Origin of the sequence: Pseudoxanthomonas sp. X-1 (genome assembly GCF_020042665.1) — a bacterium.
GTDB lineage: Bacteria > Pseudomonadota > Gammaproteobacteria > Xanthomonadales > Xanthomonadaceae > Pseudoxanthomonas_A > Pseudoxanthomonas_A spadix_A.
The window spans coordinates 768,476-782,928 of record NZ_CP083376.1 but is presented as its reverse complement, the minus strand read 5'-3'; the positions used below and the strand labels follow the sequence as shown (position 1 = coordinate 782,928).

Here is a 14,453-nt window from a genome sequence, read left to right as displayed (position 1 = left end):
CCGACATGCTCGAGAAAATCATCCGCGCGTCGATCAATCATCGTTGGTTGGTCATGACCCTCACCCTGGCGCTGATCGCTGTAGGTGTCTGGAGCTTCCGGCAACTACCGATTGACGTCACCCCCGACATCACCAACGTCCAGGTCCAGATCAACACGTCTGCACCTGGCTACTCACCCCTGGAGACCGAACAGCGCATCACCTATCCGGTGGAGACGGCGATGGCCGGCCTGCCGAAGATGGACTACTTCCGCTCGCTCTCGCGCTACGGCCTGTCGCAGATCACCGTGGTGTTCAAGGACGGCACGGATATCTACTTCGCCCGCCAGCAGGTGGCCGAACGCTTGTCGCAGGTGAAATCGCAGATTCCAGACGGTGTGGAGCCGACACTGGGGCCGATCGCCACCGGCATGGGCGAGATATTCAACTACACGATCGACGCCGACCCGAAGGCTCGCAAGCCCGATGGCACGACGTACACCGCTACCGATCTGCGCACGTTGCAGGACTGGGTGATTCGCCCGCAGTTGCGCAACGTGCCCGGTGTCACCGAGGTCAATACCCTGGGCGGCTACAAGCGCGAGATCCACGTCACCCCTGATCCTGCACGGCTGCGCGCGCTTGGTTTCACGCTTGAAGACGTGGTACAGGCACTGCAGACCAACAACCAGAACGCCGGTGCTGGCTACATCGAACGTAATGGTCAGCAGTTCCTGGTACGCATACCGGGCCAGGTGGCTGACATCCCGCAGATCCAGTCCATCGTGCTAGGTACGCGTGGTGCCGCGGTCCTGCGCATTCGCGACGTGGCTCAGGTGACCGAAGGCCTGGAATTGCGCAATGGTGCGGCTACCCAGAACGGACATGAGGTAGTGCTGGGCACGGCGATCATGCTGGTCGGTTCCAACAGCCGCGACGTGGCCCAAGCTGTCGCCGCACGCTTGAAGGAAGCTGGCAAGAGCTTGCCTGAGGGCATCACTGCCACGCCGGTCTATGACCGCACCGTTCTGGTGGACCGAACCATCGCCACGGTAGAGAAGAACCTGGTCGAAGGTGCGCTGCTGGTCATCGTCATCCTGTTCGCGCTTTTGGGCAATTTCCGTGCGGCGTTGATTACCGCGGCAGTGATCCCGTTGGCGATGCTGTTCACCCTGACCGGCATGGCACGCACTGGCGTGTCAGCCAACCTGATGAGCTTGGGCGCGCTGGACTTCGGCCTGATCGTCGATGGTGCGGTGATCATCATCGAAAATTGCCTGCGCCGCTTTGGCGAGCGACAGCACGAACTAGGCAGGACACTGACCCTTGATGAACGCTTTGGCTTGACCGCCAGCGCCACTGCGGAGGTGATCCGTCCCAGCCTGTTCGGCCTGGGCATCATCACGGCCGTGTACCTGCCGATCTTCGCCCTGAGCGGGGTGGAAGGAAAGATGTTCCACCCGATGGCGATCACCGTGGTGATGGCCTTGGCCGGCGCGATGGTGCTGGCGCTGACCTTCGTACCGGCGGCCATTGCCCTGGCCCTGGGTGGCAAGGTCGAGGAAAAGGAGAACCGAGTGATGGCCTGGCTGCGGCGGTGCTACGAGCCGCTGCTGGGCTTTGCCTTGCGCCGCGGCGCGCTGGTCGGTGTCGGCGCTGTGGTGTTGCTGGCGGGCAGTGCGGCCCTGGCCACTCGCCTGGGTAGCGAGTTCGTGCCCAACCTGGACGAAGGCGACATCGCCCTGCAGGCCATGCGCATCCCCGGCACCAGCCTGACCCAGTCGGTGGAGATGCAGCGGCGACTGGAAACGCGCCTGCTCGAAGTCCCCGAGGTGGAGCGCGTGTTCACCCGGCTGGGCACGGCGGAAGTTGCTTCCGATCCAATGCCGCCATCCGTGGGCGACGCCTACGTGATGTTGAAGCCGCGCGATCAATGGCCTGATCCATCCAAGCGCAAGGAGGCACTGGTCACAGAAATACAGGCCATTGCAGCCAAGGTGCCAGGCAACAACTACGAGTTCAGTCAGCCGATACAGATGCGTACCAATGAACTGATCTCCGGCGTGCGTGCCGACGTGGCGATCAATCTCTATGGCGATGACTTGGACACTCTGTTGCAGGTGGGGCAGCGCATTGCAGCCGCCGCTGGCAGTGTGTCCGGTGCGGCCGACGTACGCGTGGAGCAGGCGGGTGGTTTGCCGTTGTTGTCTGTCGTGCCAGACCGACTTGCGCTTTCTACCTATGGGCTGAACTTGGAGGACGTGCAGGCAACGGTGTCTACCGCCATCGGTGGCGAAGTTTCCGGCCAGTTGTTCGAGGGTGATCGCCGTTTTGACATCGTGGTGCGCCTGCCCGAGACCCTACGTCAAGACCCCGCTGCTATCGCTGCACTGCCGATTCCGTTGCCGGCCTTGCCGGACGCGGGAGGTGATGGCAAGCCGCACACTGTGCCACTGGGCAGTGTGGCCAAGGTGGAAATGATCGAGGGCGCAAACCAGATCAACCGCTACAACGGAAAGCGTCGCATTGCAGTCACTGCCAACGTGCGCGACCGCGATCTGGGCGGTTTCGTGGCCGATCTGCAGCAGACCATCAATACCCAGGTCCAGGTGCCTACCGGCTACTGGATCGAATACGGCGGCAGCTTCGAGCAACTGATCTCGGCCAGCCAGCGCTTGGCGATCGTGGTGCCGGTGACACTGGTGCTGATCTTTGCGTTGTTGTTCTGGGCTTTCGGATCGGTCAAGGATGCGGCGATCGTGTTCAGTGGTGTGCCGCTGGCGTTGACCGGCGGGGTGATGGCGCTAATCCTGCGCGGGATTCCGTTCTCGATTTCAGCGGGCATCGGCTTCATCGCCCTGTCTGGTGTTGCGGTGCTCAACGGCCTGGTGATGATCAGCTTCATTCGGCACATGCGCGAACAGGGCGAGTCGCTGGAACAGGCGGTGCGGCACGGTGCCGTGACCCGCCTGCGGCCGGTGTTGATGACCGCATTGGTGGCCTCGCTGGGCTTCGTGCCCATGGCGCTCAACGTCGGTGCCGGTTCGGAAGTTCAGCGGCCACTGGCGACGGTGGTCATCGGCGGGATCATCTCCTCGACCCTGCTGACACTGGTGGTCCTGCCAGTGCTGTACCGATGGGTGCATGGCCGCTTTCCCGGAAAGCAAACACAGGCTGCCTGACGCCAAGCCCCGGATCACCCGCCGTTTCTCGGCGGGTGATCGGTCTACTGGTGCGAACACTAAACACCTGCCCGTAGCAAGGAGGACTCTGGAATGAGTGTCCATCACTCGCGTCATCGTCGCGATGGCTATGTCCAGGGTTCGCCGCAGAGTCCCCGATAAGGCCTGTGCCATGAATGAATGTCGTCGAAATAAATCTCAGCCGAGCGCTGCGCAAGCCTTGTTCGTCAAGGCTGGTGTACGAGCAGAAAGCCGAATACTTGACGTAGGGGGTGGGATATTTCCCTTTATCGATTGGTTGCTGGAACGCGATGTCAAGGATATTTGGATATGGAATTGCCACTTTCGTTCTCTGTATCTGCCAAAGCCTGAGATTCCACCCATCGGATCGCCAATCAAGTGGATCGATGTGGATATGACCCAGCTATTGCTGGAAAAAGGCTGCTGTACGCACTGGCACGACAGCATCGTATTACACAGATTGTTCGCACCAGCCCATCTGCGCGCCTACGCCAAGCAAGCAGCAAATGCGGTCTCGCAGGGCGGATATGCGCTTATTAGATGCGCGTCGATCAATGATGGAAAGAAACCAGAAAAAAACATTAGGAGATTTTCTAGTCCAGAAGGCGTTGCCGTCGTGCTGGGGAGTGAGTTCATGTTGAAGGAAGTTCGGCGAGAAAAACTCGGCGACGGAACTGTGACTACCCACGCTCTGTTTGCACACTTATAACGTCGAGGATGCACGATGATGGTCGATGAAAAAAAATCGCCAGCGATTTTGAAGAGTACCGGCATGCGTGGAACGATACATTTTGGCGATCGTTCGTCGTCACGCTGGGCAGGATGGCGCCCGCGGCTGTGCGTAGACACGCTTGTATGGGGTGAAGCGGTTTATATGGCGGCGTTGTTGAATACGGCGTTCTGGCGTGCAGCTAACGCGGCAGGCGCCTTCGCGGGCAAGGGATCCATCACGACTGCGATCAGCCTGTTCCTGATCATCGTTGCGCTCAACGTGTTGCTGATACGCCCGTTGTGCACACGTTGGACGACACGTCCGATATTGAGTGTTTTCTTGCTGGTTGCCGTCTTCGCATCGTTCTTTTCAGATCGCTATGCGGTGTATTTCGATGTCGGGATGATGCGTAACATTCTCGCGACCGATCCTGCCGAATCGCGCGAGTTGCTCACTGCCGCGCTGTTGGGGCATGTGCTGCTCTATGCAACCTTGCCGCTGATCCTGATCTGGGGCTGCGTACTACGCTGGCCATCTAAACCACGCTCCCTGTTACGGATGCTTGGCTCGGTTGTACTGGCATTGGTTCTGGTCGTGGCCAGCGCGTTGCTGGGTTTCAAGGATGTGTCGGCATTGATGCGCAATCACCACGAATTGCGCTATCTGGTGGCACCGTCGAACGTCCTGGCATCTCTGGCTCGTATCGCTGCCAAGGACTGGAAAAGTAGAAGTGACGGGCCGCGTCAGGTGATTGCAGCTGATGCGCGCCTGGATGGGCACGCAACCATGACGCGCCCACACGTGTTGGTGATCGTCGTTGGCGAAACCGTCCGCGCGCAGAACTGGGGGCTCAACGGCTATGCCCGGCAGACCACGCCACAGCTGGCCGCATTGGACGTGGTGAACTATCCGGACGTCACTGCCTGTGGCTCGAGCACGGAAGTGTCGCTGCCTTGCATGTTCTCGGTGCATGGGCGAAGCAGCTACGACGAACGTCAGATCCGTAACTCCGAATCGCTCCTGCACGTGCTTGCACGCACGGGGGTGAAGGTTTTGTGGCGAGACAACCAAGGGGGATGCAAGGGCGTTTGTGAGGGCCTGCCATTCGAGTCCGTGCGTCAGTCACAAGATCCCGAACTCTGCACTGCTCAGGGCTGCCAAGATGCCATCTTGCTGGCTGGGCTGAAGACGCGTTTGCAAGCCGCATCCGGCGATACCGTGGTAGTGCTACACCAACTCGGCAATCATGGTCCAAGCTACTACCTGCGTTATCCCGAGTCGTTGCGCAGATTTCGTCCGGATTGCCGTAATGCCGACCTGGGTGAGTGCGCACGTGGGCAGGTGGTCAACGCCTACGACAACGCCACTCTGGCCACAGATGATCTGTTGGCGCGACTGATCAGCCTGCTGGACTCATTGCAGGACAGAGACACCGCCCTGCTGTACGTCTCCGACCATGGCGAGTCGCTAGGCGAGAGCAATCTGTACCTGCATGGGCTGCCGTATGCGATAGCCCCAAATACGCAGATAAAGGTGCCCATGGTGGCCTGGGTTTCCCCATCGATGGCGCGTTGGCGCGGCTTGGACATGCAGTGCGTGAGGAAGCAGGCAAAACGTCCGGCCTCTCACGACAATCTTTTCCACTCGGTACTTGGCTTGATGGAGGTATCCACACGCGCCTACGAACGGAGCAAGGACGTATTCGGAATTTGCGCTACCGCGCCTCGCGGAGAGTCGGTGCAATGAGCGTACTGAATTCTCGGATCCGGACACTTTGGGGCCGGCTATCGACAGGCTGGATTGTCTGGCTGCTCATCGCAGCCAGTCTCGCAGCAGGGATCGGGCTGCGACAGCCTTCGCCACCGGACGAGCCGCGCTTTGTGCTGGCGGCACGGACTATGGTGGAGACCGGGCAATGGCTGTTGCCCCGGCGGGGCATCGAGTTGTACGCCGAGAAACCGCCGGTGTTCATGTGGCTGCAAGCGGTGGCCTATCACGTCGTCGGAAACTGGGACATCGCCTTTCTATTGCCTTCGCTGGTCGGCGCACTACTGACGTTGTGGTTGACCTATGACATCGGGCGCCGGCTTTGGAATGCCCGTGTCGGACGTTATGCAGCATTGGCACTGTTCGCCACGGTGCAGTTTGGCCTGATGGCCAAGCGCGGCCAGATCGACATGGCCTTGGTAACGATGACCACCGCCTCGCTATGGGGATTGTTGCGACACATGCTGCGAGGGCCGGATACGCGTGGCCTGGTCATCGCAGGGTTCTTCGCCGGACTGGGTACCGTCACCAAGGGCGTTGGCTTCCTACCATTGCTTCTGTTGGTTCCCTACGCCTTCGCGGTGTACCAGCGCAAGGATGTGGTGCCACTAGGAGGCAAGCAGCTGCTGTGGCTACTCGGTAGCTTTGTGGCCGGTGTCGCGGTTTGGCTCGGACCGCTAGGGCTGGCGCTTGTCGGTAGCGACGACATGGCCCTGCAACGCTACGCCCGCGAACTGCTTTTCAAGCAGACCACGACCCGCTATATCTCGGCCTGGCACCATGTGCAGCCCGCCTGGTACTACCTGAAGGTAATCGCCACGTTGTGGCTACCAGGATGCTTGTTGTTGCCATGGCTGGCTGTACCCTGGTGGAAGCGACTACGTCGCAGCAACCCACGTTACCTGTTGCTGATCGGCTGGGCGCTGCTGGTATTGCTGTTCTTTAGTGCCAGTCCCGGCAAGCGCGAAGTCTATATCTTTCCGATACTCCCCGCATTGTGTTTGACCGCCGCACCGTTGCTGCCTGCCATCCTGCGTTTGCGCAGCAGTCGGATACTGCTGGGTGGCTATCTCTATGTCATCGGCACGGTTGCACTCTTGCTGGGCGGAGCGTTGTTCCGGAACGGTCCCTGGGTGCAAACGCGGCTGGCTGGTCGCGATGTTGATTTCGCTTCCCAGCACGCGCTCGCGATTTGGATGCTCGTTCTTGGCATTGCCCTCGTGCTGATCGTTATCGGCTGGGGCCGCCGCCACATCGGGCGTGCTGCAGTAGCGACGTCGTGCACGCTCTGGCTGGTCTATGGAATCGGCCTGATGCCAGCACTGGACCCGTTCGCTTCTGCATCCCGGCTCATGCAACACGTGCGAGATGTCGCCGGGCCCAACGGTCAGTTGGGCCTGGTGGACTGGCGCGAGCAGAACTACTTGCAGGCCGGGCGTTCGGTGACCGACTTCGGATTCAAGGCGCCGATCAACCAGCAATGGGAGCTGGCCTGGCATTGGGCAGCGCAGGCGCCCACTACACGTCTGCTGCTGGTTTCGCAGGTGGCGGCTGAGCAATGCTCCGGCCAGACACACCCTCTGTGGACAGGACAAGCCAATCGCACCACCTGGGTATTGCTGGACGGTACCGAGGTGGTGCGCCACTGCTCCAACACCATGCCGGGTAAGCCTGCGAGTGTGGCTCGATCCGCCCAGAGCGAAGAGGACATGCCATGACGCTCGGCTTCGCACTTGCAATCCAGGCCGGCAGGAAAAAGTTGATATCCGTGCATGGCACGGACGCATGCGCGTGCTCGGCACACATCACCACACGGACCCACGAGGACTTCGCACATGGCAGATAAGTACGGGCACAGCCCACGCGATCCACGCCGCCTATGGCTCGCGTTCACGTGGTCGATGAAGGGATTGCGCGCCGCTTGGCTTTACGAGTCTTCGTTCCGGCTCGAGGTTTGTCTGGCCGTCCTTCTGCTTCCTCTGGGAGTGACGTTGGGGGAAAGCGGGCCGGAACGCGCCCTGCTAGTCACCAGTGTCTTGCTCGTCCTGACAATGGAGTTGCTCAACTCCGCCATCGAAGCGGTAATCGAACGCTATGGTCCGGAGCATCACGAGCTTGCTGGGCGAGCCAAGGACATGGGATCGGCGGCGGTATTCGTCGCCATGATCGGAACCGCGGCCACGTGGCTGCTGGTGCTGGCAGGCTGACCTGGCTATGGGATCTGTACACGTGAATAGCACATGCCTCCACACCTTGATCGGCGACATCGGGCGAAGCTATCTCCGCATGTCGATCCCGCCCCCATGGTTGAACAACGGGCAGACACCGCCCTTGTCATCTCTCATGTGAATTTGGATGCACGAGGTACAAGCGTCATGAACAAACAACTTCACCAGACTTTCCCTTTTGAAGGCCCATCACGACAGGAGACACTGAGGTGATCAAGAAGCTACAACTGGACATCCCCATCCTACTGCCAGATGTCTTGGATGAGGCCGACGCCTGCATCTCCCGTTTGGTCGATGATTTGCAGGGGAAATCAGGTATCGACCGTGTGCACGTACGCCCCGCAGGCGAAGGCGCTTCAGCACAGCTGTGCATCCACTACGACCCGAATCTTCAGCCACTGGCGCGTATCCGGGAACTGGCTGAGGCGGCCGGCGCTCGCATCAGCCAGCAGTTCGGACACATGCATCTGGAAGTCGAGGGCCTCCAGCACGAGCGACGCGCCCGCACCGTAGCGGAGACGCTGCGGAAAATGCGCGGCGTCCTGGAAGCCCAAGCCAGCGCTGCCGGTACCATGCAGATCGAGTTCGACCGCGATCAAGTCGATGAGTCGGCCCTGCTTGCTGTCCTGTCGCGCATTGGAGTGACGCCAAAACATCAGGAACAGCCATCGGGTTCTCCAGAACACGGTCATGATGGTGAAAAGAAGCATGCCCATGACCATGGCGGCATCCTTGGGCCGAACAGCGAGCTGTTCTTTGCCTTGTCCTGTGGCGTGGCACTGGCGATCGGCTTCGCCGTCGAGAAGCTGACCTCTGCTCCCGGATGGCTGCCGCTGGTTTGCTACATCGCCGCTTACGTGTTTGGCGGCTTCTATACGGTGCGCGAGGCCTTCGACAATCTGAGGCTCAAGCGTTTCGAGATCGACACCCTGATGCTGGTGGCCGCTGCAGGCGCTGCGGCCCTGGGTTCATGGGCAGAAGGGGCATTATTGCTGTTTCTCTTCAGCTTGGGACATGCCCTGGAGCACTACGCGATGGGGCGGGCCAAGCGCGCAATCGAGGCGTTGGCGGAGCTGGCACCGGAAACGGCCCGGGTACGCCGAGAAGGCGAGTGGGTAGAAGTCCCGGTTTCCGAATTGGACATTGGCAACGTGGTTTCCGTGCGACCGAATGAACGTCTGCCCGCTGACGGTTTCGTGGTTGCAGGGACCTCCAGCGTCAACCAGGCGCCAGTGACCGGAGAAAGCATTCCGGTTGACAAGCGTCCGGTCGGCGATCCCGTTGCAGCACGCAATAAAGCAGGCTCGGTGGACGCCAGTTCGCGGGTATTTGCTGGAACGATCAATGGCAGTGGCGCGCTTGAGGTCGAAGTCACCAAGCGTTCGGGAGAGTCGGCCTTGGCACGAGTAGTCCAACTGGTCAGCGAAGCGGAAACCCGGCAATCGCCCACCCAGCGGCTGACCGAGCGGATCGAGCGGATCTTCGTGCCCTCGGTCCTGGCGCTGGCGTTCGTGCTGCTGTTTGCTTGGGTGGTGGTGGATGAGCCCTTCCGCGACAGTTTTTACCGGGCGATGGCGGTGCTGGTAGCGGCCAGCCCCTGTGCGTTGGCAATCGCCACTCCCAGTGCGGTGCTGTCCGGCATTGCCCGTGCGGCACGCGGTGGCGTATTGGTGAAGGGCGGTGCGCCGCTGGAGGATCTTGGGTCATTGCGAGCAATGGCCTTCGACAAAACCGGCACCCTGACAGAGGGCCGGCCGCGCATCACTGATGTGGTCCCTGCCGAAGGTATTGATGAAGCCGAGCTATTGGATGTCGCAGTAGCGGTAGAGTCGCTCAGCGACCATCCGCTGGCCGCCGCCATCGCTCGTGATGGTCGCGGACGGCTAGACGGGCGTGAACCCGCACTGGCCAACGACCTGAAAAGCCTGACTGGTCAAGGTGTCACTGCCCGTATCGGCGACACGCAAGTGTGGATTGGCAAGGCGGAAATGTTCGGCAGTGACGGCTTGCCTCCGCTCAGTCCGGCGGTTGCTGCGGCAATCGAGACTCTGCGCGAACAGGGGCGTACCACCATGGTCGTGCGCTTGGGTGAGCGCGATCTTGGAGCGATTGGCTTGATGGACACCCCGCGCGCCGACGCACGCGAAGCCTTGGAACATCTGCGCACGCTTGGCATCGAGCGCATGATCATGATCTCGGGGGATCACCGCAACGTCGCCAACGCCGTGGCAGAACAGGTCGGGTTGGACGAAGCCTGGGGTGACCTGATGCCCGAGGACAAGGTGGAGGCCATCCGCAAGCTGCGCGAGCAAGACAAGGTGGCGATGGTGGGCGATGGCGTGAACGACGCACCGGCGATGGCCAATGCCACGGTAGGCATTGCGATGGGTGCAGCCGGTTCAGACGTCGCATTGGAAACCGCCGATGTGGCGCTGATGGCTGACGACCTGCGCAACCTGCCGTTTGCCGTGGGATTAAGCCGACGCACGCGGGCAGTGATCCGGCAGAACCTGTTCGTCAGTCTTGGGGTGGTGGCCTTGCTGGTGCCGGCCACGATCTTCGGTTTGGGTATTGGCCCGGCCGTGGCCATGCACGAAGGCTCGACGCTGCTGGTGGTCATCAATGCCTTGCGATTGTTGGCCTATCAGGGGGCATCTCCATCCCGTGTACGGCTACTCTCCAGCGCCGATAGCGAGAGCAGCAATGTGTGAGATGACACCGGTATCTCTGTTTGTCGCCGTTTCCATCAAGGTTGACGCGTCCCCACGTACCAGTGAAACCGCTGCATCACCATCAAGATGGATACGATGACCACCCTTGTCACTGGTGCAGCGGGATTTGTAGGCGCTCATACCTGTCGTGCATTGGCCTCACGCGGCGAGGCCGTGGTCGGAATCGACAATTACAACGACTATTACAACCCACAACTCAAGCGAGATCGTGTAGCGGCGTTGTGTCCGAAGGTCGACATTCGCATGATCGACCTTGTCGACCGTGATGGCCTGGCTGCGCTGTTCGACGAGGTGAAGCCCACGCGCGTGGTGCATCTCGCTGCGCAGGCGGGGGTGCGTTACTCCCTGCGGAATCCCTATATCTACGTTGATTCCAATTTGGCAGGGTTTGTCAATCTGCTCGAACTATGCCGTCAGCGCAGCGTCGGGCACTGTGTCTACGCTTCTAGTAGCTCCGTGTACGGCGACTCGGCGCTGCCGCCATTCTCCGAGGATCAGCGCATCGACAAGCCGCGCTCGTTGTACGCGGCGACCAAGGCTGCCAACGAACTGATCGCGTATGCCTACGCGCAGCTGTATGGCTTGCGTGCCACCGGCCTGCGCTTCTTTACCGTGTACGGTCCTTGGGGAAGGCCGGACATGGCGCCACTGATTTTCAGCCGCGCGGTACTGACAGGGCAGCCGATCGAGGTGTTCAATCATGGCCGGATGCAGCGCGACTTCACCTTCATCGACGATATCGTTGCCGGGGTACTTGGCGCGCTGGAGCATCCCTCGGAAGAAGCAGTTCCCCACCGGGTTTTTAATCTGGGCAACCACACCCCGGTAGAACTGGAGCGTTTCATCGCGGTGATCGAGCACGCCGCTGGACGGGCAGCCAAGAAAATCTACAAGCCAATGCAACCTGGCGATATGCCCGCCACGATGGCCGACACCTCGCGTGCGCAGGCAGCATTCGGATTTGATCCTGCGATCCCGATCGAGTTTGGGTTGCAGCAAGTAGTGGATTGGTGCCGCGAATATTTTGGTGATAAAGCCGTGCACGATGACTTCCGTCATCTCTGACGCAGAAGGCCCCTGCTATTTTTCGAGCCCTTCGTAATCCCGAAAATCTGTCTTATTGGACAATCCAAGTTACTAGCATGAATCCATGAGAAAAATGCAACTTTCAATCGTCATTCCGGTATTCAACGAGCGCAATAACATCGCGCCACTGGTCGATGAGGTCATCTCTTCGTTACGTGGGCGGTTGAACTTCGAGATCATTTATGCCGATGACAACTCCAGGGACGACACGCTGGCAGTGTTGAAGTCGCTGAAATCCTCTACGCCCGAGCTCAGGATACTGCGCCACGCTAGCCAGATCGGGCAGAGCACAGCGGTTCGCAATGGCGTGAGGGCTGCGCGCGCGCCATGGATCGCTACGCTCGACGGCGATGGCCAAAACGATCCGGCCGACATTCCGAAGCTGTTGGCCGCACGTGATGCCGCTGTCCCGGAAGTGAAGCTCTTCGCAGGCTGGCGGGTTACTCGCCATGATTCCAGTTCCAAGCGCTGGGCATCCAAGTGGGCTAACGCGATCCGGGCACGCTTGCTGCGCGACGACACTCCCGACACCGGCTGCGGCATCAAGCTGTTTGAGCGCGACGCATTCTTGGATCTGCCGTACTTCGATCACATGCACCGCTTCCTGCCAGCATTGATGCAGCGTGCTGGCTGGAAGACTGTGAGCGTTCCCGTCAACCATCGGCCGCGCACCTCCGGCGTGTCCAAGTACAGTAACCTTGGTCGCGCCTTGGTCGGCATCCGTGACTTGTACGGCATGGTCTGGCTGATTGCGCGCAGCAAACGCACAGTGGTGGAGGAAGTCTGATGGACGACCTGCACTGGCTTGACCAGCCGCTAACCTGGATGTACTGGACCGGTGTACACGTGACCGGCTGGAAGCTGATCGGCTACCTCGGCGCGCTGATGTTTGGCGGCCGCTGGCTGGTGCAGTTCGTCGCCTCCAAACGCGCTGGCAAGCCGGTGATCCCGCGTCTGTTCTGGTACATGAGCGTGCTCGGCAGCCTGATGACGCTGAGCTACTTCCTTTTTTCGGCCAAGCAGGATTCGGTGGGCGTGCTGCAGAACCTGTTCCCGGCGTTCACGGCGATGTACAGCCTTCACCTTGACATCAAGTATCGGGGGTGGAAGCGGGACAAGGTAAGGCGTTGAGCACTGTGAACGCTGGATTTTGCGGTCCGTTATCTTCCAATACGTTGGCGAATCGGTGCTTCTAATGGATCACCAAGCCAGCACGATAAAAATTGATCATGGCTATGTACTTCACAGCTGATCGTCAATCTATACAGAAACATTATTGAGACTATGGATGCCCAATGGAACTAAGGCACCTTCGCTGCTTTTGGGCTGTTCACGAGGAACTTCATTTTGCCCGTGCAGCGCAGAAGCTGCATATTGAGCAATCACCACTATCACGGGCCATCAGAGAGCTGGAGGAAGAACTCGGTGCGCAGCTATTTATCCGAACTAGCCGTAGCACCAAATTGACCCGCGCTGGCAAGCTATTTGCGGAGCATGTGCCACGTATCTTCCTTTCGATACAGCAAGCGCGTGATAGCGTGAAAGCTGCAGCTAATGGCTTTCATCACCAATTGCGTATTGCCTTGTCCGACGGTATCACGCCGACGCGCCTGCCGGCTTTGCTGGCACTCTGCCGACAGGAAGAGCCTGAAGTTGAAATTCGTTTCTTCGAGGTTTCGCTTTCGCAGCAGATCAAGGGAATTCATTGCGATTTGTACGACATGGGACTTGCCCGCTCCGATGAGGTTGGAGACGGAATAGTAGCCATGCCAGCCTGGAACGATCCATTGATGGTGGCGGTGCCAGCACGGCATGACTTGCTCAAGTATCGAAGGATCCCACTGGAAGAAGTGATGCGATTTCCGCTGATTCTCGCTGATCCTCATATGTGCGAAGGCCATGCCCGACAGGTCGAGAAGGTGCTGCGTCGTGTGGGCATGGAACCGCTCGTTGCCGAACGGGTTGTTTCGTGCGATTTGATGATGGCATTGGTATCTGCAGGCTTCGGCTTGGGTCTGACGGGCTATGCGCACATCGCAGCCAGTCGGGAACAGGGCGTTGTCGCACGTCCGCTGGCTGGGCGCTCGCCAATGCTCACGACCTATCTTTTACGCCCGGAAGGTGATCCTTCGGATACGCTGGATCGGTTCATTGAACGCGTGCAGGCCATTGAGTCCCCGGAAAGCAGCCGAGCCGCGCCGCGTATTGATCCCGACCCCACGGAGGAACCCAAGCCATGAAGAAAACCATCCGGTTCTTGTTGGCCGTGATGCTGTCGGCCTGCGGCCTATCCGAAACACCGAAGTACGAAACGCCAAAGCAGACCAACGTGCCGACCGTTGAAGAACTGGCATCCAATCCCGAACGGCTGAAAGAACTGCGTCAGCAATGCAAGACCGATCGCTCCATCCTCGGCGATGTATTGTGCAACCGCGTGGCCGAAGCCACGCGCAAACGATTCATTGGCGATGGCAAGGTGCCTTATACGCCGCCGGAGAATCCACCCAATTTCTGACCGTGGCGGCTCTGCCACGAAAATTTCAATTTATTTCTCGACACGCCGCAATGAGCCAGTATTCGCGGCGTTTTTATTGATCGCTCCCCAACTGGAGATATTGTTTTTTCCGGCATATTGATGCCGAAAACGGTCTTTGACCGGTGCCGAATCGGCTCTGATCCTCGCGCTATGCGGCACGTCCTTGTGCCGCGCGTGAACGAGGAATAAGCGCAGAAATCGGAGGCCAGA

Annotated in this window: 11 protein-coding genes; all 11 read left to right on the top strand. The window is 59.7% G+C overall.

All coding sequences use genetic code 11. From position 1 onward, the window contains the following. Positions 1–5 precede the first annotated feature (5 nt). A complete protein-coding gene (locus LAJ50_RS03540) occupies positions 6–3,161 on the top strand; it encodes a CusA/CzcA family heavy metal efflux RND transporter (protein ID WP_138653278.1) in 3,156 nt (1,051 codons plus the stop codon). Between the two features lie 97 nt (positions 3,162–3,258). Further along, entirely contained in the window at positions 3,259–3,891 is a 633-nt protein-coding gene (locus tag LAJ50_RS03535; RefSeq protein ID WP_138653280.1) for a hypothetical protein, read from the top strand. Positions 3,892–3,906: 15 nt separating this feature from the next. Next, positions 3,907–5,640 (top strand): phosphoethanolamine--lipid A transferase, encoded by a 1,734-nt coding sequence (locus tag LAJ50_RS03530; protein ID WP_343228013.1) that lies wholly within the window; start codon positions 3,907–3,909, stop codon positions 5,638–5,640. Next, positions 5,637–7,379: a glycosyltransferase family 39 protein gene (locus LAJ50_RS03525; protein ID WP_138653282.1), complete on the top strand. Its 1,743-nt coding sequence runs from the start codon at positions 5,637–5,639 to the stop codon at positions 7,377–7,379. The genes LAJ50_RS03530 and LAJ50_RS03525 overlap by 4 nt, the downstream gene beginning before the upstream one ends. A 117-nt stretch (positions 7,380–7,496) precedes the next feature. Further along, positions 7,497–7,868: a diacylglycerol kinase gene (locus LAJ50_RS03520; protein ID WP_138653284.1), complete on the top strand. Its 372-nt coding sequence runs from the start codon at positions 7,497–7,499 to the stop codon at positions 7,866–7,868. A gap of 230 nt (positions 7,869–8,098) precedes the next feature. Next, entirely contained in the window at positions 8,099–10,600 is a 2,502-nt protein-coding gene (locus LAJ50_RS03515) for a heavy metal translocating P-type ATPase (RefSeq protein ID WP_138653286.1), read from the top strand. Between the two features lie 96 nt (positions 10,601–10,696). Further along, complete coding sequence (locus LAJ50_RS03510; protein ID WP_138653288.1) at positions 10,697–11,686, top strand: NAD-dependent epimerase/dehydratase family protein; 990 nt, start codon at positions 10,697–10,699, stop codon at positions 11,684–11,686. Between the two features lie 85 nt (positions 11,687–11,771). Next, positions 11,772–12,494, top strand: a complete 723-nt coding sequence (locus LAJ50_RS03505; protein ID WP_138653290.1) for a glycosyltransferase family 2 protein — start codon at positions 11,772–11,774, stop codon at positions 12,492–12,494. Beyond that, positions 12,494–12,838 carry a lipid-A-disaccharide synthase N-terminal domain-containing protein gene (locus LAJ50_RS03500; RefSeq protein ID WP_138653292.1) on the top strand — a complete coding sequence of 115 codons (345 nt, stop codon included), beginning with the start codon at positions 12,494–12,496 and terminating at the stop codon, positions 12,836–12,838. Before LAJ50_RS03505 ends, LAJ50_RS03500 begins: the two co-directional genes overlap by 1 nt. A gap of 164 nt (positions 12,839–13,002) precedes the next feature. Continuing rightward, positions 13,003–13,947 (top strand): LysR family transcriptional regulator, encoded by a 945-nt coding sequence (locus LAJ50_RS03495; RefSeq protein WP_138653294.1) that lies wholly within the window; start codon positions 13,003–13,005, stop codon positions 13,945–13,947. Beyond that, the gene (locus tag LAJ50_RS03490; protein ID WP_138653296.1) at positions 13,944–14,222 is read left to right on the top strand and encodes an entry exclusion lipoprotein TrbK; all 279 of its coding nucleotides are present in this window, start codon (positions 13,944–13,946) and stop codon (positions 14,220–14,222) included. Before LAJ50_RS03495 ends, LAJ50_RS03490 begins: the two co-directional genes overlap by 4 nt. The last annotated feature ends 231 nt before the right edge of the window (positions 14,223–14,453 follow it).